General features: G+C 65.3%; 14 protein-coding genes. 8 read left to right on the top strand and 6 right to left on the bottom strand.

Features of this window, described 5'->3' with window-relative positions; translation table 11 throughout:
- Nucleotides 1-2: 2 nt before the first annotated feature.
- From Q9Q95_RS11395 to Q9Q95_RS11380, 4 genes are all read right to left on the bottom strand, one after another.
- Nucleotides 3-2,921 (bottom strand): TonB-dependent receptor, encoded by a 2,919-nt coding sequence (locus Q9Q95_RS11395; RefSeq protein ID WP_306097079.1) that lies wholly within the window; start codon nt 2,919-2,921, stop codon nt 3-5.
- Between the two features lie 81 nt (nt 2,922-3,002).
- Nucleotides 3,003-3,986, bottom strand: a complete 984-nt coding sequence (locus Q9Q95_RS11390; RefSeq protein WP_306097077.1) for a FecR domain-containing protein — start codon at nt 3,984-3,986, stop codon at nt 3,003-3,005.
- The gene (locus Q9Q95_RS11385; RefSeq protein WP_306097075.1) at nt 3,979-4,608 is read right to left on the bottom strand and encodes an RNA polymerase sigma factor; all 630 of its coding nucleotides are present in this window, start codon (nt 4,606-4,608) and stop codon (nt 3,979-3,981) included. The genes Q9Q95_RS11390 and Q9Q95_RS11385 overlap by 8 nt, the downstream gene beginning before the upstream one ends.
- Before the next feature lie 56 nt (nt 4,609-4,664).
- Nucleotides 4,665-7,058, bottom strand: coding sequence for a TonB-dependent receptor (locus Q9Q95_RS11380; RefSeq protein WP_306097074.1), 2,394 nt, complete (start codon nt 7,056-7,058; stop codon nt 4,665-4,667).
- A gap of 658 nt (nt 7,059-7,716) precedes the next feature.
- Here Q9Q95_RS11380 and Q9Q95_RS11375 point away from each other — a divergent pair.
- The 8 genes from Q9Q95_RS11375 to Q9Q95_RS11340 all read left to right on the top strand — a co-directional run bounded on the left by Q9Q95_RS11375 (nt 7,717) and on the right by Q9Q95_RS11340 (nt 19,367).
- The gene (locus Q9Q95_RS11375) at nt 7,717-8,841 is read left to right on the top strand and encodes an AraC family transcriptional regulator (protein WP_306097072.1); all 1,125 of its coding nucleotides are present in this window, start codon (nt 7,717-7,719) and stop codon (nt 8,839-8,841) included.
- Nucleotides 8,842-8,950: 109 nt separating this feature from the next.
- The gene (locus Q9Q95_RS11370; protein WP_306097070.1) at nt 8,951-11,668 is read left to right on the top strand and encodes a TonB-dependent siderophore receptor; all 2,718 of its coding nucleotides are present in this window, start codon (nt 8,951-8,953) and stop codon (nt 11,666-11,668) included.
- Nucleotides 11,669-11,673: 5 nt separating this feature from the next.
- Nucleotides 11,674-13,281 (top strand): AMP-binding protein, encoded by a 1,608-nt coding sequence (locus Q9Q95_RS11365; protein ID WP_306097068.1) that lies wholly within the window; start codon nt 11,674-11,676, stop codon nt 13,279-13,281.
- Entirely contained in the window at nt 13,262-14,128 is an 867-nt protein-coding gene (locus Q9Q95_RS11360; protein ID WP_306097066.1) for a 3-hydroxyacyl-CoA dehydrogenase family protein, read from the top strand. The genes Q9Q95_RS11365 and Q9Q95_RS11360 overlap by 20 nt, the downstream gene beginning before the upstream one ends.
- 85 nt (nt 14,129-14,213) lie before the next feature.
- The gene (locus Q9Q95_RS11355) at nt 14,214-15,497 is read left to right on the top strand and encodes an MFS transporter (protein ID WP_306097065.1); all 1,284 of its coding nucleotides are present in this window, start codon (nt 14,214-14,216) and stop codon (nt 15,495-15,497) included.
- Nucleotides 15,494-17,155 carry a carboxylesterase/lipase family protein gene (locus tag Q9Q95_RS11350; protein WP_306097064.1) on the top strand — a complete coding sequence of 554 codons (1,662 nt, stop codon included), beginning with the start codon at nt 15,494-15,496 and terminating at the stop codon, nt 17,153-17,155. Before Q9Q95_RS11355 ends, Q9Q95_RS11350 begins: the two co-directional genes overlap by 4 nt.
- Nucleotides 17,156-17,421: 266 nt before the next feature.
- Nucleotides 17,422-17,661 (top strand): hypothetical protein, encoded by a 240-nt coding sequence (locus Q9Q95_RS11345; protein WP_306097063.1) that lies wholly within the window; start codon nt 17,422-17,424, stop codon nt 17,659-17,661.
- Between the two features lie 20 nt (nt 17,662-17,681).
- A complete protein-coding gene (locus Q9Q95_RS11340) occupies nt 17,682-19,367 on the top strand; it encodes a DUF4157 domain-containing protein (protein ID WP_306097062.1) in 1,686 nt (561 codons plus the stop codon).
- A 102-nt stretch (nt 19,368-19,469) separates the two neighbouring features.
- Here the strand turns inward: Q9Q95_RS11340 and Q9Q95_RS11335 are convergent, their stop codons facing one another.
- Together Q9Q95_RS11335 and Q9Q95_RS11330 are read right to left on the bottom strand one after the other, a co-directional pair.
- Entirely contained in the window at nt 19,470-20,243 is a 774-nt protein-coding gene (locus Q9Q95_RS11335) for a DUF1080 domain-containing protein (RefSeq protein ID WP_306097060.1), read from the bottom strand.
- Nucleotides 20,240-21,655, bottom strand: a complete 1,416-nt coding sequence (locus Q9Q95_RS11330; protein ID WP_306097058.1) for a Gfo/Idh/MocA family protein — start codon at nt 21,653-21,655, stop codon at nt 20,240-20,242. Before Q9Q95_RS11330 ends, Q9Q95_RS11335 begins: the two co-directional genes overlap by 4 nt.
- Nucleotides 21,656-21,831: the final 176 nt, after the last annotated feature.

The raw sequence follows: 21,831 nt of genomic DNA, 5'->3' as shown, positions 1-21,831 counted from the left end.
GTTCAGAAGCTCGCGGCGACGCCGAAGAAGATCCGGCGATCCTCACGCGCAGTGAAGGTCAAACGGTCGGGCTCGCCGAGATACTGGCGGTCGATCGCCTTGGTGAGGTTGATCCCCTCCACCGTCAGCCGCAGGTTCGGCGTCAGGTTGATCTGCGCCGAAGCATCGAGCTGGCCGCGGCCGGCGACATAAGTGTTGCCGCCGCTGGCCGCGCCGCCGACGCTGTTCAGATATTTGCTGCGATGGGTATAGGCCGCACGGATCGAGAAGATCTTGTCCTCATAATAGCCGATCAGCGTGTAGCTGTCGCGCGACAGGCCGGGCAGCGGCAGCCGGTCGCCGGTGATCGCGTCCTTGAGCGGGGTGCGGCTGTCGACATAGGTGTAGTTGGCCTGGATGCCGAGATTGTCGAAGGGCGCCGGCAGGAAGCGGAAGGCGTGCTGCCACGCGATTTCAAACCCCTGGATCGTGCCGTCCTCGCCGTTCTGCGGCTGCGAGATGTCGAACAATCCGAAGCGCTCCGAGAATCCCGGGACGAACTCGTGGGTCACCGTGTTGACCGTGAACGAGTCGACCTTCTTGTAGAAGACTGCGCCGGTCAGCGAGCTCGCCTGCGCGAAATACCATTCGAGCGTGGCGTCGGCCTGCATCGCCTCGAACGGCCGCAGATTGGGATTGCCGCGCGAGCCCGTCATCGAAACGGTGTTGGGCACGAAGCTGGCGCTGACCTGGTTGAGGCTCGGCCGAGACACCACTTTCGCCGCGGCGAGGCGCAGCGTCAGATCGTTGCTGAAATCGACCGAGAGATTGGCGCTCGGCAGCCAATAGCCGAAATCGGACTTGATGACGTTGGTCAGGGTCGGCGAGAGATAGCCGAGCGTCGCACGGGCGGTGTCGATATAGCGCAGGCCGGCATTGCCGCTATAGTTCACGCCGCCCGCCATGCCCTCGAAATTCGCCTTCAGATAAGCGCCGAGCGTCTCCTGCGTGACGTCCTTGATCGAGGTCGGGCCGACGGTGATGCGGGTGTCGTACGGATCGGGCGTCGCGAGGCCGAGCCCGTCGCGCGCGGCATTCTTGTCGAGCGTACCCCCGAGCAGATTGCGCGGGAACGTGCCGCCCACGCCGGGGAAGAAGGCGCCATAATCACGGCCGTAGCTGAGCCCGGGAAGCTCATCGACGGTGAGAATGCCGTCGCCGTTGCGGTCACCGGCGGCGAGCAGGCTGGCGGCGACGGGCAGATTCTGCGGATCGGCGGCGAGCAGCTCGGCGCGCTCGTATCGCATCCCGGCCTCGACCGAGGAGAGAATGCCCCAATCGGTCTGGTATTCCCAATCGAGCCGCGCGTCATATCCCTTGTTGTCGGTCACCGCGTCGTAATCGAAGATCGACAGCAATTGGTACCGCGTCGGATCGTTCGGATCGAAATTGGCGTCGATCGACAGGTCGGGCACGGCATTGCCCGGACGGAAATCATAGCTTGCATTGGCGACACTGCCCGTGCGGGGCACCACTACATAGGCGAAGGAGGCGCCCGGCCCGCCGTCGCTGCCCTTGCCGCGACTATACGACATGTCGAGGCGCACGCGGGCGCGGTCGTCCTCCCATTTCACCGATCCGCCGAACAGCGTCGATTTGAGGTCGGTCGGCTCGTCATAGATGAGCGGGCGGACCGTGACGCCCTGAAAGGTTCCCGCGACGACGGTGCCTTCGTCGTTCACCGTCGCGTCCACATCATTGTTGTTGAACAGCACTTGGTAATTGACGCTGTTCCGCTGGCGCTTGAGGTGATTGTAGGTCGCGTCGAGGATGATCTCGAGCTGGTCGGTCGGGCGCCACTGCGCGGTGCCGTTGAGCGTCAGCCGCTGCTCGGCGCGATCGAAGATGCGCGCCATGAAGCGATTGGGGCGGAACAGGCCGGGATCGTCGACTCCATCCCCGTCCCCGTCGATCGTGTTGGTCTGCGTCCAGCCGCCCGCGTCGAACGAATAGCCGAGCGTTTGGGTGTCGGAATATGCGACGCTGGCGAGCACGCCGAAGCGGTCGCCGAGCTTGGTCGAGACCAACGCCGATCCACGATAGCCGACATGGTCGGCCTGATCGGCATAGGCGCCCTGGATGCGCCCCGCGACGACGAGGTCGTCGAGTTCGAGCGGGCGTTTGGTGCGCAGATTGACCGTGGCGCCGAGCGCGCCCTCCGGCATGTCGGCGGTAGGCGATTTGATGACCACGATCGACGAGAGGATCTCGGGGCTGATCGTCTCCAGCGCCGCGTTGCCACCGTTGCCCGGGCCGATGAAGTTGCGGCCGTTGATCTCGAGCCGGTTCTGCGAGATGCCGCGGATGGTGAAATTGGAGCCGTCGCCCTCGCGACGGCTGATCTGGACGCCGGTTACGCGGCTCAGCGATTCGGCGACATTCTGATCGGGTAGCTTGCCGATGTCCTGCGCGGTGATCACGTCGACGATGCTGCCGGCGGCGCGCTTGACGTTGATCGATTCCTGCAGCGATCGGCGGATGCCGCTGACCACGATCTCGTCCTCGACGCTCTCGGCCGGCAGCTCAGCCTGCGACAGATCCGGCGGCGAGGCGCCGGCGCCGGTCGATTGCCCGTTTCCCGACCGTACGATCGCTATCGCGCCCGCCTCCCCGCTCCTGCTGCTCAAGCCGGTGCCGCGGAGCAATGCCGCCAGCACGCGCTCGGGCGAATTGGAGCCGCGGAAGCCCGGGGAGTTGATGCCGCTGACGTCCGCGGCGCGATAGATGAGCGGGCGTCCGGACTGCTTTCCGAACGCATCCAGCGCCGCCTTGAGGCTGCCCGGGGGTATGTCGAAGCTTCGCTGCTGCGCCTGCGCCGGCACGGCGATTGCTAGCATAGCGGCGCTGGCGGCGAGCGCCGCAGCGAGGCTGGTGGACCTCATCCTCTTCCCCCTGTCGTGCGGGCGCTCCATCAGCCACCCGTCATGGGGATAGAGACAATCCATGTCCCGATCGCTGTAACCTCACTTCCGAATTTTGATCGCGTCCGGCGTTTCCTCGATCTCGAGCGCATAGGCGTCGCGGAGCAGCCGCGCGAAAGCGCCCGGCTCTGAAGCCGGGAAGGTGCCGCCGATCCGGATCCGTGCAGCCTCGGAATCCTCGACCAGGATTTTCTTGCGATTGTAGCGGTTGAATTCCAGCGCGATGTCGGCGAGCCGCTCGTGATCGAAGCTGAGCGTTCCCTCGCGCCACGACAACGCCTGCTCGACGCGCTCGGGCGAAGCGGACGTGACCAGCGTCGCCGCTCCGTCGCTCAGCGCGACGCCGCCGGCCGATACCACGGTCGAGCGGGCCGCGCTGGCATGCTCGACATTCTCGACACGCACCCGCCCCTCGCGCACCCATACGGTGACCTTGTCGCCCGAGCGCCGCACCGAGAATTTGGTGCCGAGCACCGTGATTTCGCGCGTGCCGGCATGCACGACGAACGGCTGCCCGTCGCGGTGCGCCACTTCGAAAAAGGCCTCTCCCTTGTCGAGCCACACCGCACGGCGGTCGCCGCCGACCGCGGTGCGCACGCGGGTGTCGGTGTTGAGCTCGACGCGGCTGCCGTCGGAAAGCCCGAGTGCACGATGCCCGCCCACTTCGGTGGCGAAGGCGGCAGTGGCGCCCGCCGCTTCACCGGCGGGCGGGCGCCCTTGATGCAAGCTCACGCCGATAACGACCGCCGCGGAGGCCGCAACCGCAGTCAGCGCGGACCATATCCTCGGCCGCGATCGCCATGCCGCCGCGCGCCGTCGCGGTACTGCCGCTGCGCCGCTGCCGAGCGCGGCAGCGCGGTCGGCTTCGCGCCAACTATGCTCGAGCCGCCAGAATGCGGCCTTGTGCAGATCCGATTCGTCGAGCCAGGCATCCAGCGCCGCCTGGTCCTGCGCGGACCAACCCTCCTCCTCACGAGCAAGGATCCAGTCGGCGGCACGATCGCGCGCGGAGCGGGCGTCAGTCACGTTTCGCCCCTTTCCGTCCACCGGCGCTGTATCGGCGCCGCACGATCTTGCCGGTGCCGCCGAGCATATAATCGGCGAGCGCCTTCATGCCCATCGCGAGTTGATGATTGACCGCATCCTTGCCGATGCCCAGTCGCGCCGAGGTCTCGGCGACGTCGAGCCCTTCCAGCTTGCGCAGCAGGACGATCTCCCGGACTCGCGGCGACAGCCTTTCTAGCCCGGCCTGGACCCGCCGCAGTGCGTCGCGCGCATGGAGCTGGCGCTCGGCTTCGAACATATCGACGTCCGCGACCATGGTCTCCAGATCGGCGACGAGATCGAACGACACGATCCGCGCCCGCTTGGCGCGGTTGATCAGATGGTTGCGCGCCACCGTGAACAGATAACCCGGCGTATGGTGCGGGATCGCGCTCCGGGCGCCGGTGATCGCGAGTTCATAGACGTCGTGCATCAAATCGGTCGCGTCGTCCGCCACCGGCCAGTTTCGCCGGATGAAGCGCAGCAGCGATGGCTCCAGCGGGAGCACCTCCCGGCAGAACCACTCGCGAACTGCCGCATCCTTATCCAAATGACCGCATCCGGTTCCGGCCGCCCGTCGCAGCCGTTTCGCACCCCACGACAATCTGGCGGCGGAAATCTGTAATCGAAAATCGTGACCCGCGCCAAACCGGATGGTCTTCAGAACCTTTTGCGAACGGTCATGCCGATCGTGCGGGGCTGATTGGTGGCGAAACCCAGACGCGCACGGCCGCCGCGTTCGCGATCGAACGAGAGCAATGCGTTCTCGTCGAGCAGATTGTTGACGTAGAGCGAGACCCCCAGATCGCTGGTGAAATCGATCCCCGCGCTCAGGCCTACGAGCTGATAGGCCGGCAATTCGAGGTCGACGGTCGTCGCGGCGCTGGCAGGCGCGCCGCCGAACGGCAGGCCGTGGACGAAGGTGCGCGGGTTATTCTCCTGATCACCGGGCTGGGTGAAACGGCTGCCGACATGCTGGAACGACGCCGCGAGATAGGCTTCGCTGCCCGCGCCGACGGGGAAGGTGTAGCTGGCGCTCGCCGACATCTGGAACTTCGGCACCGACGGCAGGCGATTGCCGTCGCGGATGCCTTCGATGACCGCGCCGCTGGGCAATGCGATCGTGGCGTCGAACTCCGCCTCGACATAGCTCCCCGAGACCGACAGCTCGAGGCCCTTGACCGGCGTCGCTTCGACCTCGAGTTCGACGCCCTTGGTATGCGCCTTGGGCACGTTGAACACGACGCGGGACGAGCACGAGCCGGCGTCGGCGGTGACCTGCAAATTCTTGATATCGGTGTAGAACAAGGCGGCGCCGAGGCGGAACGGCCCGCTGATCGCCTTTACCCCGCCTTCGTAGTTCCACAGCGATTCATCGTCATAGCGGGGGCGATTGCCGAACACCGATGCGTCGGTCGGTCCGCATAACGGCAAATTGAGCGGGTCGTTGACGCCGCCGAGCCGGAATCCCTTCGAGACCTGCGCGTTGAAGGTGACGGCATCGCTCGCCTCGAAGCTCAGCAGCGCGCGCGGCGAAAAGCCTTCCGATTTGGTCTTGTCGGTATTGTCGTCGAGATTGGTGAACAGGCCACCCGACGTGAACGTCCGCTTTTCGTTGAATGCATAGTAACGGCCGCCGACCGTGGCGGTGAAGCGATCGGTGATGTCGTAGCTCATCTCCCCGAACGCCGCCATCTGCTGAAGGCTGTAGGGAATATCGGCGTTATATGGCGAGTCCGGCCCGAAGCCGTTCGCCACCGCTGCCGAGGTGCCGGCACCCAGGGTGGCGTCGGTCGCCGCGTCATAGCCCGGAGTCGGCAGCCGCTGGGTATAGGCACGGTCGGTGTTCGAATAGAATAGACCGACCAGCCATTGGAACGGGCTGGCGGTGTCGTTCGACGCGAAGCGCAATTCCTGGGTGAACTGGCTCAGCTTGGTACGGTCGACGAGATTCGACGGCAACAGCACGCCCCCAACCGCCGGAAAACCGAGATCGACCGAAACGCTGCCGGTCAGCGCACTGGCATCGCGGCTCACCCGGATCCTGCGATCGGTATAGCTGGTGACCGCTGTCACATCGACCGGCCCGCGCGACAATTGCACGGTCATGTCGGCAAGCAGGATCTCGTCCTCGAAGCCTTCGCGCAGCAGCAGATATTGCTCGCGCTCGCCCAGCGAGATCTGCGGCCGCGTCGTGGTATAGGGATTGGCGTAGAGGTTGTAGACTTCCTGGCGATTGAAGCCGTTGGTCGTGATCTTCTGATAGACCACCCGCGGAGTGATCGACAGTTCCTCGGTCGGCTGGAGCAGCAGCGACAGACGGCCACCATAACGTTCGCCGTCGTTCACGTCCTCGTCGATACCGCCGCCCTCGCGCCGCGCGTTGATGAAACCGGCATAGCGCGTGTAATAGCCGACGGCGCGAACCGCCGCCTTCTCCGAGATCGGAACGTTGACCGCGCCTTTCAGATGGCCGCCCAGATCATCGCCGTCGACGAGGTTGATATTGGCCTCGACCCTGCCCTCGACCTCGCGGGTATTCGGCTGGTTGGTGATGTAGCGCAGCGTGCCGCCGACCGATCCCGATCCGAACAACGTGCCCTGCGGGCCGCGGAGCGTCTCGACCCGGTTGAGATCGTAGAGGTCGAGGTCGGGGGTGAACAGCGAGAGCGAGATGACCGATTCGTCGAGATAGACGCCGACCTGCTCCTTCACGCCCGGCTGGTCGCGGGCGACCTGGCCGGCGGAGACGCCGCGGACCGAAACCTGGCTCTGCCCCGGCCCGAGATTCTGGATCGCGAGCCCCGCGACGTTGCGTGACAGATCCTCGACCGTGCCGGCATTGGCACGCTCGATGTCGAGTTCGGTCTGCGCGTTGATCGAGAACGGGACGTCCTGGATCGTCGTGGCGCGCTTGGTCGCCGTGACCACGATCTCCTCATTGTCGCGCGCGTCGCGCTCGTCCTGGGCGTGCGCGGCCGGCACCGAAAGCAACGCGGCGACTGCGCCGCTGGCGACCAAATACGGCCGCGGCATCTTGCGAATTCCGATCATATATCCTCCCTGTCACACGAGGTCGTCTACCAGGACGATGCGGCATTATTGCCTTGCTCATCTGGCCGGCACGAAGCCCGCAACCCCGAAATGATGACCAGTTGCTGCGCTCGTCTTGTCAATTCGACGGCTGCCTCAAGGACAGGACGGCAAGCTTATTATAAAGGTATCGTATGATACATGATTTGCATTGCCTAGCAGAATCGCACGGTCCGATCCCGGAGCCGTGGAACGCCGAACTGAAACCTGAATCACGCGGCGTTATAGCGGGTCGCACGCCTGACGGACGCGCCTGCCGCAAAGCCATCGTTCGATGTGCGGGCGCGTTCGACGATGAATCCTGGACGGCGTGCACGCGTTTGGGGTGAGCCGCTTGTCCAGCCGCACGGCGTGGAGCGGCGCCTCCTCGCTGCGCCAGTCGCATAGCGTCTCGGTCTGGCGTCTTTCGGCCGGCCGAGCCCGCCCCCTGCTCATGCACCTCACGCCCTGTTGAGGTCCCTCAGCGGGTTACGCGTGAGGCCTTCTCCCGAAAATTCCGCTCGCGGAGGCAGAGGCTGCCGCGAGGCGCTCAGCCCTTTTGGTCCGGGCACCAACAATGTCGGGGTGATCCTCGATTGCCCTAGCGCGTTGCGAGCGATCGTGGAATTCTAGGGTTCTCATGGCTGACGTCACGAACATGTCGGGTTTTGCGTCGCGACCCTCGGCCCCGGCGCGCGTATTCGGGCTCGACGGCATTGCGGTCGAGCGCCTCCTGGGCGGGGCCGTACTGCAAGGGCGGGACCCGAAGCAGCTATTGCGAAACGCCGGCATCGACCCGTCGGCATATGGCGATGTGGACGCCGCAATCGACGGCCGCGCGCTGTTCCGGCTGATCCAGCAGATCCAGCTGGCACTGGACGATGCCTTTATCGGCTTCATGGCAGAGCGTTGCCGGGTCGCGCTCGATCTGGAGCGCACGCTCTCCTACCTGCACTGCGAGACGTTCGGCGAGTCGATCCGGGTGAGCATCCGCTTCACCCAGGCCTTGTCCAGGGACATAGGCCCGCAACTGATCGAGGACCGCTGGGGCGTGAAACATGTCTGCGTCTATCACACGGTCGAAGGCGTGGACCGCGACATCTTCGTGTGGTTCCGCTTCGTGTGGATCTTCCAGTTGTTCAGCTGGCTGATCGGGCGGCCTTTGCGTCTGCGCGGCGTGCAGGTGCGCGCCGCGCGGCCGGTGCAGCCGAACGGGTTCGACCGCTTCGCGCTGTTCGGCTGCCCGATCCGATACGAAGCACCGTTCGACGCGCTCTTCTATGAACGCAGCGATCTGAGCGCGCGGCTGATCCACGGGACGCTCGCCGAATATCAGGAATATAATGCGAGCAATCCCGACTGGTTCGCGACGCCGACTGGCCGCACGACATGGCGTGCCCGCACCGAACACGCGTTGGCGGATTTCCAGCGTTCGCAGAATTGGTCCGCGCCGATCGAGGCAGTCGCCGAGCGGCTGCGCAGCCGCCCCCGCCGGCTGCGCCGCGATCTGGCACGCGAGGGGGAAAGCTTCCAGCAGATCCGGACGCGGCTACGCGGGGAACTCGCAGCAGCCTATCTGCTGGTGACCGACCTGTCGATTACCGAGGTGGGCTATCGGGTCGGTTTCAGCGAGCCCGGCAGCTTCACGCGCAACTTCACCGAATGGGCCGGACTGACCCCATCCCAATACCGCATGCGCCACAAGCCCGACGGCGCGCGCGTGATTGCGGCGACGATGCTGCTGAGCGAACGCACGAGCGCTTGATCGGGCAAATCTGGTCACTTGAGTTAAATCTGGCCGTCAAACCCGTCATCGCCAGGCACGCGCTGTCGAGCGACGATGCTCCCAACAAAAAAACATGGGGGAGGATCATATGACAGGCACTCGGAATCCGGGCAGGCAAATGCTGCTCGTGGGCACGGCCCTCATGGCGATGCTGCACGCCGCGGCACCGGCCCGGGCCCAGAGCGCGGCGGCGCGCACGCAGGACGATGCAGCGGCCACGCCAGCCGAGACGCCGCTCTCGCAGACCGAAGCCGCGCCTGCGGAAGCACGCGACGAAGACGAGATCGTCGTGACGGGATCGAGCATCCGCGGCGTGCCGCCCACCGGGTCCAACCTGATCAGCGTCACGCGCGAGGACATCCGGACCGTAGGCGCGAACACGACCGCGGATCTGCTCGCCAGCGTGCCGCAACTCAATAGCTTCAACAGCGCACCGCGGGCAGCGAACGGCGGCGCAGGTGCCTTCGCGCCGGGCCTGCGCAGCCTGCCGGCTAGCGCCACGCTGCCGTTGATGAACGGGCACCGGCTGGTCGCGGGCGGTACCAACCAGACCAATCCAGACTTCCCGTTCCTGCCCGACCTCGCGATCGAGCGCGTCGAGATCGTCGCCGACGGCGCCTCGGCGATCTATGGCTCGGACGCAGTCGCGGGGGTAGTGAACTTCATCACCCGCAAGCGTGCCGACGGCGTCGAGGCGTCGGTCCGCTACGGCATGGCCGACGATTATACGAGCGTCAGCGCAAGCGCGCTGGTCGGTCACGACTGGGAAAGCGGGGCCATCGTCGCGGCGTATCAATATGCCGGAAACGACAATATCCTCGGCGCCGATCGCCGCTATCGCGTGGTGGACTTCCGCCCCTATGGCGGCGTCGACTCGCGCACCACCGTCTGCCCGGCGGCAAACGTGCTGGTCAACACGACCGCTTACGCCGTCAGCTACGCAACGCCCGCGCTCGCGCCGAACACGCGCAACTCTTGCGACAACGGCGCGGTAACCGATCTGGTGCCTGAGTCACGGCTGCACAGCGCCTATCTCACCGCGCATCAGGATCTGAGCGACCGGGTCACGCTGTGGGGCGAGATCCTTTATTCGGACCGCAAGGACATCGTGCAGGTGCCGCCGCCCGCCGGGGCCGGCGCCTCGGGCGGCGTGATCCTCTACAACCTGCCGGGCTTCGCCAACCCGTTCTTCCGCACGCCGCCGGGCACGGGCGCGACGAACGAATTCGTCCAGTTCCGCACCGACAATCTCTACGGGGCGGACCATATCGACAACCGCTTCCGCGTGCGGGCGGGCAATTCGTCGGCCGGGATCGACGCGCGGCTGACCGGCGACCTGAGGCTGACCGTCTACGGCACCGTCGATTGGGCGCGAAACGACGCGTATTTGCCCGCGATCAACCCCGCGGCGCTCGACGCGGCGGCGCTCGGCACGACGCCGGCGACCGCGCTCGATCCCTTCGGCAACGGCACCGCGCCGGCCGTCGCCGCTGCGATCACCGACTATGCCGGCGACCTGACCATCCACCAGCGCACCTGGCTTGGCGCGGGGCGGATCGACGGGCCGCTCGCCGACCTGCCCGGCGGACCGCTGAAGATCGCAGTCGGTGCCGAGTACCGGCACGAGGCGTTCCGCCAGCGCGGCATCTATGGCGGCAATCCGGTACCCGAGTCGCTCGATCGCAACATCAAGTCGGCTTATGGCGAATTGTTCGTGCCGATCTTCGGCACGGGCAATCAGGTACCGCTGATGCGCCGGCTCGTGCTGTCGCTCTCCGGGCGCTACGACGACTATAGCGATTTCGGGTCGACGTTTAATCCCAAGGTCGGGCTCAACTGGGACCCGCTGGGCGGCCTGACCTTGCGCGGCACTTACGGCACCTCGTTCCGGGCGCCGGGACTGCGCGACGTCGGCGCCACCGTCGGCGCCTATTATTTCAACGCCGCTGCGATCGCCGGCAGCACCTATCGCGATCCGACCCGCGGCGCGGCGCAGGTCGACACGATATTCCTGCTGGGCGGCAATCGCGGGCTGCAGCCGGAAAAGGCCCGAACCTGGTCGTTCGGTGCCGACCTGCAACCGGCCGGCGTGCCGGGGCTGCGCGCGAGCGTCACCTTCTACGACATTCACTACACCGACGTGATCGGCACGCCGGGAGGCAGCATCGCGTTCACCGATCCGACCTTCGCTTCGGTGGTCTTCCGCAATCCTGACGCGGCGCAATTGAGCAGCCTGCTTTCGATCGCGGTGCCGGTGAACTTCGTCCCCGGCGCGCTGCCCGTGATCGGGAACCTGCTCGATTTCCGCCAAGGCAATTTCGGGGTTCGCGACACCAACGGTCTGGATTTCGACGTCAATTATCGTCGCGCGACGGGCTTCGGAACGGTCTTCGCCGGCCTCGCGGGCAACTATATCCTCAAGTTCGAGACGCAGCTTTCGTCGACGGCGCCGGTTTCGGATCAGCTGTCGCTCGGCGTGCCGAAGATGACGTTGCGCGGCACGCTCGGCGCGCAGGCAGGGCCGCTGAGCGCGGTCGGCTTCGTCAACTATCGGCACGGCGTGACGGGCCTCTACGCCACCCCGACGGGGACCGCCGGGTACAGCGCGGGCGCCTATACGACGATCGACCTGCGCGTATCGGTCAAGCTGCCGGATAGCGGACTCGCCAAAGGGACCGAACTGGCGATGCAGATCAACGACCTGCTGGACCAGACCCCACCCTTCTTCCCGGCGACCGACGGGATTGGCGGCGCCTACAATCCTGTCGGGCGCTACGTCGCGCTCAACCTGCGCAAGAGCTTCTGAAGCACATGCAACATTATGCGCTGACCCTCGACAAGTTCGTCGACCATGCCGCTAAATGGCACGCGACCAGCACCGTAGCGACCGCGTCGCGCGGCAAGATTCTGCGGCGCACCGGCTATGCGGAACTGCGTGCCCGAAGCAATCTGCTGTCCGGTGCGCTGCTGGCGCTCGGACTGCGGATCGGCGACCGCGTCGGCACGCTGGCGTGGAACACCCAGCATCATCTCGAACTCTATTATGCGACGATGAATTCCGGGCTGGTGTGTCACACGCTGAATCCGCGGCTCACCGCAGCGCATCTCGCCGCGATGATCAACGAGGCCGAGGACCGGATATTGGCGATCGCGGCGAATCTGCTTCCCGCGCTGGTGGAATTGCTGCCTCTATGTCCGACGGTCGAACGGATCCTCGTGCTGGATGCGGCGGTGGACGCCCGGACGGCCAGCAGCTTCGCCGTTCCGGTCGAGGGGATCGATGCGCTGGTCGATGCGCGCGGAAAGCCGATCGAATGGGGCCGGTTCGACGAGGACAGTGCGGCCGGCCTCTGCTTCACCTCCGGAACCACGGGCAAACCGAAGGGCGTCCTGTTCACCCACCGCTCCAATTATCACCACACGCTGATGTCGATCCAGCCCGACGCCTATTGCCTCTCGGCAAAGGATACGATCCTCGTGGCGATCCCGATGTTCCACGCCAACGCCTGGGGCCTCCCCTTCTCCGCACCCGCGGTGGGCGCCAGCCTGGTCCTCCCCGGACGAGACCTTGACGGTGCCAGCCTTGCTACGCTGATCCGCGACGAGAAGGTGACCATCGCCGGCGGCGTGCAGACGGTGTGGATCGGGCTTCTCGAGTATCTCGACGCCACCGGCGAGGAGCTTCCCAGCCTGGAGCGAGTCATCATCGGCGGCTCGAAATGCCCCGATGCGCTTATCCGTCGGATGGAGGAGCGCTTGGGAGTGCGGGTACAGACGACCTGGGGCATGACCGAGATGTCGCCGCTCGGCACCGCCGATTCGATCCAGTTCGCGGCGACGGCCGAACGATCGTCCGGGCGTCCTCCGATCGGCGTCGACCTGAAGCTCACCGACGCATCGGGAGTGCCCCTCCCCGAGCAGCGCGGAGTAGTCGGCCATCTCAAGGTCAAGGGCCCGGCCGTGATCGACCGCTATCTGAACGCGAAGGAAGATGCGCTCGACGACGAAGGCTATTTTGATACGGGCGACCTCGCGACGATCGACGCGGAGGGGTCGCTCACGATCTGCGGACGCTCGAAGGATCTGATCAAATCGGGCGGCGAATGGATCAACCCTGCCGAGATGGAGGCGATCGTCGGCCGGGATCCGCGCGTCGGGCAGGTTGCCGTGATCGGCAAGCCGCATCCCAAATGGGGTGAGCGCCCGGTGCTGATCGTCGAGCTTCGCCAGAACGACGCCGGCGACGCGCGGGCATTCGTCGAGATACTGCGCGGCAAGGTGGCCGATTGGTGGTTGCCGGACGAGGTCGTGCAAGTGCCGCGCATGCCGCTGGCCGCGACCGGCAAGATCGACAAGGTGCAGTTGCGCGCCGACTATGCGCAAGGGGAGTTCGACCGCTATGTCGCAGCCGTTCGTTGAGATGCGGATCGGCGTGGTCGGCGCTGGCCTGATGGGCGCGGAGATCGCGCTCGTCTTCGCGCTGGCCGGAATGGACGTGCGGCTCAACGATCGCGATCCGGGCGCGCTCGACGCGGCGCTGGCCCGACTGGGCACCATCCTCGATCGCGGCGTCGCGCGAGGCCTCTATACCGAGGCACAACGCTCGACTGCCCTCGACCGCCTGCGCCCCGCGCCGGATCTCGCCTGCTTCGCGGACCGCGATCTGGTGACCGAGGCCGTGTACGAGTCCCTCGACGTCAAGCGAAACGTTCTGGCGGCGCTCGACGCGGCATGCCCCGAGGCGTGCGTGATCGCATCGAACACGTCGACACTGCCGATCTCGACCCTCGGCGCGGCGCTTTCGCCGGCGCGCCGGCCCAGATTCGTGGGCACTCATTATTTCTCGCCTGTCTTCCGGATGCGGCTGGTCGAAGTCGTGCCCGGCTTCGATACCGATCCGGAGACGGTGGCATGGACCGTCGCCATTCTCGAAGCCGCAGGCAAGCAGCCGATCGCGGTGAAGGATGTCGCCGGATTCGCGGTGAACCGGATGCTGCACGCAATGCTGATCGAGGCAGTGCGACTGGTCGAAGAGGGTGTCGCGAGCCCCGACCATCTCGACACCGCATGTCGGCTGGGCCTCGGCCATCCGATCGGCCCCTTCGCCTTGATGGACAATGTCACCTCGGGGCTTTGCCTTCAGGTGCAAGAGATTTTGCAGGATGCCTATGGCGAGCGCTTTCGCCCGCCCGCCCTGCTGAAACAGCGTGTTGCCGCGGGCTATTCCGGCGGGCGGGGCAAGCCCGGCTGGATGGCGAACGGCTGAAGAGGTGAACCGGCAAATGGTGTCTGCAATCGACGGATCGCGTGAACCGCGCAAAGCTCCCGCGCCGCCCTCCGGCCAGGAAGCGATGTCGGGGTCCGCTGCGAGCGCGCGGGTCACGCTGGCGATGCTGTGCTTCGTCTATGTCCTCAATTTCCTCGATCGCCAGCTCATTTCGATCCTCGCCAAGCCGATCCAGGACAGTCTTCGGATCACCGACGGCCAATTGGGACTGCTGACGGGCTTCTATTTTGCCCTCTTCTACTGCCTGATCGCAATCCCGATCGGCTGGCTGGCCGATCGCACCAGCCGCGTGAAAGTCCTCTCGATCGGCTGCGCATTGTGGAGCGCCGCGACCGCAGCCTGCGGCCTTGCGGGTAGCTATGCACAGTTGGCCGTCGCGCGGATGATGGTGGGCGTGGGCGAGGCAGGCGGCGTGCCGCCGTCTTATGCGATCATCTCGGACACTTTTCCGCGCGAGCGCCGCACCACGGCGATGGCGATCTTCAACCTCGGGCCGCCGCTCGGGTCCGCGCTGGGCGTCGCCTTCGGCGCCTCGCTCGCGGCGGCTTTCGATTGGCGGATACCCTTTTACGTCATCGGCGCGATCGGCGTGGTGGCGGCGCTTGCCGTATATCTGATCGTCCGCGATCCGCGACGCGAACGGCAAGGTGGACTCGTGGCGGCCGGAGATCGCGGAGCCACCGCGACGGGCTTCCTCACCACGATCGTGCAGTTCTTCGCCAACCCGCTGCTGCTTACCGCGTCGCTGGCGAGCGGCGCGGGCAACTTCATCACCTATGGCCTGCTCAATTTCACCGTCCTCTTCCTCATGCGCGAAAAGGGCATGGAATTGGGCGACGTGGCGATCTGGTACGCGCTGGTGGTCGGGATCGGAATGGGCGCCGGCATCTATACCTCGGGCCGGCTGGTCGACCGGCTCGCGGCGCGCCGCAAGGCTGCCTATGCGACGATCCCTGCGCTCTCGTTGCTGCTCGCCTTGCCCTTCTTCCTGGGTTTCGCCTGGGCGCCGGGCTGGCGCCTTGCCTTGCTCTTTCTGTGCATGCCCATGTTTCTCAACTCGTTCTTTCTCTCGGCGACGGTCACCTTCGTGCAGGGCGAGGTCCAGCCCGAACGGCGGGTGATCTCGGGCGCGCTGCTACTGCTGGTGATGAACCTGATCGGGCTGGGCCTGGGCCCCACCTATGTCGGCCTGGCGAGCGATTTCTTCCGGCCGGAATACGGCGCCCACGCTCTGCAAATGGCCTATTTCGCACTCGCGCCGATGTATTTGATCGGGGCCGCATTGTTCCTGCTCCTCGCCCGCCTGATCCGCCGCACCGAACGTCTTTCCGAAGGAAGCCCATCATGAAGACCCTGTCGCGCTCGATGACCGTCGCCGTGTCCGTCGCGCTCGTCGGAGCGGGCGGCGCACTCGCGCAAACGCCAGCGAGGGCGCCGGTCGTGAACGCGCCGGCCGGATCGCTGAAGGGATTGCGCGAGGGCGACGCCGAGGTGTTTCGCACGATTCCCTATGCGCTGCCGCCCTTGGGCGAGCGCCGCTGGCGCGCGCCTGCCCCGATGCCGCGATGGAGAGGCGTGCGCGCCGCGCAGACGATGGGCGTCGCCTGCATGCAGCCGCCGATGGCGCCCGGACCCTATGATCGCGGCAAGGTGGCGATGTCCGAGGACTGCCTGACGCTCGACGTCACTGCGCCGGCGAACGCGCGCAAGGCGCCGGTGATGGTGTGGATCCACGGCGGCACGCTGATCTGGGGATCAGGCCACTCGAAGATGTACGACGGCAAGGAGTTCGCCAAACGCGGGGTCGTGCTCGTCTCGATCAACTATCGGCTGGGCGTGCTCGGCTATCTGGCGCACCCCGGCCTGAGCAAGGAGTCGCCGGACCATGTCTCGGGCAATTACGGGCTGCTCGACCAGATCGAGGCGCTGAAGTGGGTACGCAGGAACATCGCCGCGTTCGGCGGCGATCCGGGCAACGTGACCATCTTCGGAGAATCGGCCGGCGCGCTCAGCGTCGAATATCTGCTCGCCTCGCCGCGCGCCCGCGGCAGCTTCGACCGGGCGATCGTGCAGAGCGGCTATCTGTTCACCATGCCCGAGCTGCGCAGCAAACGCGGCGAGGAATTTCCCGCAGAGGACATCGGCCAATGGCTGATGGGCAAGCTCGGGGCACCTGATCTCGCAGCGCTGCGTGCGATGGACCCGCGCAAGCTGATCGAGGCATCCGCTGCGACGGGATATGTTCCTTATGGCACGATCGACGGCAAGATTCTCCCGCGCCAGCTGGTCGACGTCTTCGATCGCGGCGAGCAGGCGCCGGTGCCACTGATCGCCGGCTTCAACAGCGGCGAGATCCGGACCCTGCGTCACCTGTTGCCGCCGGTGCCGGCAAGCGCGGACGCCTATGCGGCGGAAATCCGATCACGCTACGGCGATCTGGCGGAAGACTATCTCCGCCTCTATCCCGCCGCGCGTGACCTCGAGCAGAACGGGCTGGACAGCACGCGGGACGCCGTCTTCGGCTGGGCGTCCGAGCGGCTGGTCCGCAAGCAGTCCGCGATCGGGCAGCCCGCCTTCCTCTATTATTTCAGCCACAGCTATCCGAGCGCCGACGCGACGGGCCTCCCCGGCTTCCACGCCAGCGAAGTGCCGTTCGTGTTCGGGACGATCGCGAACACGCCGTCATTCTGGCCGGTGATCCCGGACACCGCTGCCGAACGGCGGTTCTCCGGCGAGATGCTGGATTATTGGACGAGCTTCGCGCGCAACGGAAAGCCGGCGGCCGCAGGCAGCCCAGCCTGGAACGCTTCGGGCTCCGCAGGCGCCTTCATGCATTTCGCCGAAAGCCCGCGCGCTTCCGCGGGGCTCATGCCGGGCATGTACGCGCTCCATGAACGCGTGACGTGCCGCCGGCGGGCGGAAGGAAGCCAGTCGTGGAACTGGCGCACCGGCAGCACCGCGCCGGTCCTCCCGGTGCCGAGCTCCGCCTGCGCATCGTTGCCGTAAGTCGGAGTCGGTTTCGGGTGGCGAGGCGCCTTGGTGTGTCCCGTGGCAATGCGAACGTCAGCCGATTCCGAGAACCGCACAGCGCACCCCACGGCGGACAAATCGTCGACACGAGAAATCCGGCAGATATTCGCGACGTCGCGGGCCGCTGAAGCGATGGCCGTCCGAAGCTGCGAAGTATTTTACCCGTTGTGTCGCACTTTTCGCACTTCAACAGGTTCTTTCCGGTGCAACGCCGGCAGTCCATTATAGTTCTAAAGGACGGTATGGAGATTGTCGCACTCACGCTATTATGCTATGCGGTGCAGATGTTTTCTTTCGTCGACTTCGAGACCCATTTCGATGGGATCGACGACGCCAGCCGGGCGAACGCTGATCAGCGCCGGCGCATTGAGGAACAGGCCGATCTACCGACCCAGGGTCTCGATCATGGCCGTCTTGCGCAATACGAATTCGTCGCCACGACCCGCATGGATCGCAAATTTGAAAAGCCGACGGGCGCGTAAGAAATGGGGCGGAGGCGCTGATGGCGAGACATGTCGCACTTGCCAGGGATCCAGATGCCGCTGCAAAGCCAAATCGCGACCGCAGCTTCGATCCGCAATCGCAAGCCCCGCACACGCAGGCGCTGACAGGGACCGATCAAGGTCTTCCCTTTCCCGGTGCATCGTCCGGCTCTGCCGGCAAGCCGTTGGAGGGCCATTTAAGAGCGCCATTCGAACGAGCGTTCGGCCGTAGTTTTGCCGAGATCCGCGTCCACAGCGATTCCGCCGCTGCCCGTTCGGCGCGTCAATTGGGCGCGCGCGCATATACCCAGGGTGGGGAAATTATATTCGGCTCTGGTCAATATCAGCCGAACAGTGCGTCCGGACAACGGCTCATCGCGCACGAACTGGCACATGTCGTCCAGCAACGAAAAGGACAGACTCCCGATCGAGTGATGTCTTCCCCCGGATCGACTTCGGAGACGGAAGCCGACAATGCCGCCAACTCGCTGGCTTGGGGAGGTCTCCATTCCCGATATTTCGACGTTGCCGGATATTCGGTAGCAGTCGGGTCCGGATCGTCGCGGTCCACACCTCCACTGTCCGAGGCGGACGCCCGCATTCAAAGGGTTCAGCTTACTTATGATGATGGGCCCGACAGTGCCGGAAACACGCGCCTCGTGCTCGATGCGCTGAATGCGGCCGGCGCAAAGGCCACATTTTATCTGGTGGGAAAACGTGTCGCCCAGGGGGACAATTGGCGCGTTGTATTCGACATTGCCGCGGCCGGGCATTGGCTGGGAAATCACGCCTATGACTGGAACGACACGACCGACAATCATATCTTCCTGAAGGGAACGGCGCAGGAACGAGCGGAGAAGATACTTCAAACCGAATGGGCGATCCGCGACGCGCTGATCACCGGACGCAGCGATGCCATGGCGGCCAAGACCTGGACAAGCATTCCATCGGCCAATCGCACCCAGATCGACGACGTGATTGCGCACGGCACCGGCAGGTTCCGGACGCCGGGGTTCAAGAGCAAGCCTTGGGATTCCGATGGCATCACGACCCTGGCCGCGCTCGAGTCGGTGAATCAGGTCCTGGCGGCGACGGGATTGCGGCCGTTAAAGACAACCGAGCTTTCAAAATGGGGCCCGGACTATGAAGGCGTTACCGTCGACTCGAAAGACTGGGAAAAGGGCAAGACGCAGGCCGATGTCGAAGCGACGGTGAAAGGGGGGACGACAAGCAACGACGATTCTATTTTGCTGCATTCCCGCCTCAAGCATAGTGCAGACGCCACACCGGCGATCGCCGCCGATATCAAAAGCAAGAAATTCGGGTTTGATCCTACCGTTCAGGGCACGATGGGATCGGTCGGCCCGAAAGCAGGCTTCGCGCAACTAAAGTCGATCTCCAGCCCGCCGACGACTGCGGAGATTGCCAGCGCCCGCGCCTGGCTCAAGACGAACTATCTATCCTTCGGACCCTATTTGTCCGGCGCCGTCGCGATCGGGATTTTTCAGATGGCGCAACAAGCCGGTTCTGCCGAAGTGATGGCCTTCGCGGCAGAAATCAAAGCGACCACGGTCAAGACCAAAGATGGCGACATCCCCATGGCGAACTGGATGAGCGCTTATCCCGAATGGAAACTGTTCCTCGGCTTCTTCGAGAATTGGACTCTCAGCAAACCATTTCCGAAGATCAAGGGAGTCACGATCTGATTGCCTGGACTCAGGCCTCGCCCTCGAGCGTCGCAGGCAGACCTCCAGCAAGCGCACCGGCCGTCACCATCCTTCCACGAAGAGATCGAGGCCCTGGCCAGCTCATAACTCGCGCAACCAGATCGAGCGAAAACTGATCGGCGGGCTGGGATCACCATGATCCTGAAGTTTGATCGAGGCAGCCTGATGCGCGGTGTAACGAGGCGCGCCGATATAGACGGTCTCGCCCTTGAGCGCGACATGGTCCTGCACGAGGACGCCGTTCAGGAATGCGGTCACATAGGCCGGACTGGTCAGCGATCCGTCCGCGGCGAAGACCGGCGCGGTCCAGATCACGTCGTAGCTCTGCCACTGGCCGGGCGCCCGGACCGGGTTGGCGAGGGGCGCGAACTGCTTGTAGATGCTGCCTGCCTGACCGTTGACATAGGTCTTGTTGCGGAAGCTATCCATGATCTGGAGTTCGTATCCGGCATCGCCGTCGCCGGTCGAGGCGAGGAACAGACCGCTATTGCCGCGCGCCTGCCCCTCGCCGGTGATGTTCGCCGGGATCCGCCATTCGAGGTGCAGCTGATAGTTGCGAAACTTCCGGCGCGTCTCGATATTGCCGGTGCCCTTGCGCACCGTCAGCACGCCATCGGCCACGGTCCACCGCGCAGGCCCCTTGTCCTTGGTCGAAACCCATTCGCCGAGATTCTTGCCGTCGAACAGCACCACGGCGTCGGACGGCGGCGGGACCATCGACGCCGGACCGGGCGTGACCAGCGGCACTTCGGGCGCCCAAACCTCGGTGTCCTGCGGGCGCGATTGCGGCGCGGTCTGCACGGCCGGCGCGCCCAGCGTTGCGCCGAGCAGAATCACGGCAGCGGTGACGATCATATTGCCCATCCCTTGCGATACTCCCGGTCCAGAAAACGGTTGGCGTCGGCCAGATTGGTGACTCGCCCGGCGCTGCCGTCATACTCTATCGGCTGGTCCGCGCGCATCGCAACCATGCCGAGGATCATCGTCTCGTTGAGCGGCACTGCGACCGAGAAAGGCGACGAGATCGCCTCCTCCCCGCGGATCGCCCGGATCCAGTTCATCTCATGGCCGTCGCGACCGCCCTGGATTCGGGGCAGCGAGACCGGCACCGCTGCCGCGCGCGCGGCGGTGCCTTCGCCGATCAGCACCGGCTTCTCGCCATAGGTATCGTGCATCAGCATCCCGCGCTCGCCGATATAAAGGACGCCACCATCGGGGTTCATCCGCGCCGTCGCCGGCATCGCCGCGGGAGTCGGCGGCATCAGCCCGCCGTCATACCAGGTCATCGTGAGCGGCCCGCCTTTGGCATTGCCGAACTGGTAGGTGGTGATGTTGGCGAGCGGATAGCTGCCGAGATCGGCGGGCGGCTTGCCATCCCAAATGTCGGTATCGCCGCCCCAGCGGCTGTGGCGGGTTTCGATCCGCGTCGGCAGGCCGGGCTCGAGCGCCCACACCGGGAAGTCGATAAGATGCGCCCCCATGTCGCCGAGCGAGCCGATGCCGAACGGCACCCAGCCGCGCCAGTTGAAATGGGCATAATCCGGATTGTAGCCCCAATCGACCGCTGCCGGCCCGAGCCACAGATCCCAATCGAGGCTGGCCGGCTTCGGCACCGCCGCGGGGCGCGCCTCCCCCTGCGGCCAAACCGGCCGGTTGGTCCAGGCATGCACCTCGCGCACCCGGCCGATGACGCCGCCGCGGATCAATTCGACCACCCGGCGTCCGTCATCGCCCGAATGGCCCTGGTTGCCCATCTGGGTCACCAGCTTCGGATTGCGGCGGGCGAGATCGAGCAATGTCCGCCCTTCGCGCACGGTATAGGTCAGCGGCTTCTGCACATAGACGTGGAGGCCGCGTTCCATCGCAGTCTTGGCTGCGATCGCATGGTGATGATCCGGCGTGGCGATCACTACCGCGTCGATGTCCTTGCGGCTGTCGAGCATGCGGCGATAGTCGGCGAACTTCACGGCGCGATCATAGGCCTGTTTTAGCGGCTGTCGGTCTGCCCGTACCGCACCCCTGTCGTCGACGAACGCCTTGGCGACATGCGCGAAATCGACGTCCGCCACCGCGACGATGTTCTGGCTGGTGAGCTTGGTCATGTTCTGCGCGCCCATGCCGCCGGCGCCGATGACTGCCACATTGACCCGGTCGCTCGGCGCGATGCGGCGGGCGGATGCACCGCCCGGCAGCGCGAGCGCTCCCGCAGTCGCCGCGGCGCCGCGCATCCAGTCGCGCCGGCTGAGGCCGGCTCCTGGGTCGATCATGGCTTCGTCCTCCCTCTCCTGTCGCCGGCTGTTCGCCGAAGTCTCTGTCCGCGACGCTTCCGGTTATTGTGTTTCGGGACGATTGCTGTCGACCCGGTGTCAGCGACCAACGGTTTATCGCAAATAATAAACGAACTTGTTTTACTTTTCCAGCAGCAAGCTATGCCTCCTCTCAA

It is taken from the genome of Sphingomonas sp. DG1-23, assembly GCF_030730875.1.
In the GTDB taxonomy this organism is placed as follows: Bacteria; Pseudomonadota; Alphaproteobacteria; order Sphingomonadales; family Sphingomonadaceae; genus Sphingomonas.
This window is presented reverse-complemented; position numbering and strand designations above follow the sequence as displayed.

What these genes read in the sequence shown, in the direction of transcription:
- Q9Q95_RS11395 (WP_306097079.1), bottom strand. Translation starts at nt 2,921, where the DNA reads ATGAGGTCCACCAGCCTCGCTGCGGCGCTCGCCGCCAGCGCCGCTATG.
- Q9Q95_RS11380 (WP_306097074.1), bottom strand. Translation starts at nt 7,058, where the DNA reads ATGATCGGAATTCGCAAGATGCCGCGGCCGTATTTGGTCGCCAGCGGC.
- Q9Q95_RS11375 (WP_306097072.1), top strand. Translation starts at nt 7,717, where the DNA reads ATGGCTGACGTCACGAACATGTCGGGTTTTGCGTCGCGACCCTCGGCC.
- Q9Q95_RS11370 (WP_306097070.1), top strand. Translation starts at nt 8,951, where the DNA reads ATGACAGGCACTCGGAATCCGGGCAGGCAAATGCTGCTCGTGGGCACG.
- Q9Q95_RS11365 (WP_306097068.1), top strand. Translation starts at nt 11,674, where the DNA reads ATGCAACATTATGCGCTGACCCTCGACAAGTTCGTCGACCATGCCGCT.
- Q9Q95_RS11360 (WP_306097066.1), top strand. Translation starts at nt 13,262, where the DNA reads ATGTCGCAGCCGTTCGTTGAGATGCGGATCGGCGTGGTCGGCGCTGGC.
- Q9Q95_RS11355 (WP_306097065.1), top strand. Translation starts at nt 14,214, where the DNA reads ATGTCGGGGTCCGCTGCGAGCGCGCGGGTCACGCTGGCGATGCTGTGC.
- Q9Q95_RS11350 (WP_306097064.1), top strand. Translation starts at nt 15,494, where the DNA reads ATGAAGACCCTGTCGCGCTCGATGACCGTCGCCGTGTCCGTCGCGCTC.
- Q9Q95_RS11345 (WP_306097063.1), top strand. Translation starts at nt 17,422, where the DNA reads ATGGAGATTGTCGCACTCACGCTATTATGCTATGCGGTGCAGATGTTT.
- Q9Q95_RS11340 (WP_306097062.1), top strand. Translation starts at nt 17,682, where the DNA reads ATGGCGAGACATGTCGCACTTGCCAGGGATCCAGATGCCGCTGCAAAG.
- Q9Q95_RS11335 (WP_306097060.1), bottom strand. Translation starts at nt 20,243, where the DNA reads ATGATCGTCACCGCTGCCGTGATTCTGCTCGGCGCAACGCTGGGCGCG.
- Q9Q95_RS11330 (WP_306097058.1), bottom strand. Translation starts at nt 21,655, where the DNA reads ATGATCGACCCAGGAGCCGGCCTCAGCCGGCGCGACTGGATGCGCGGC.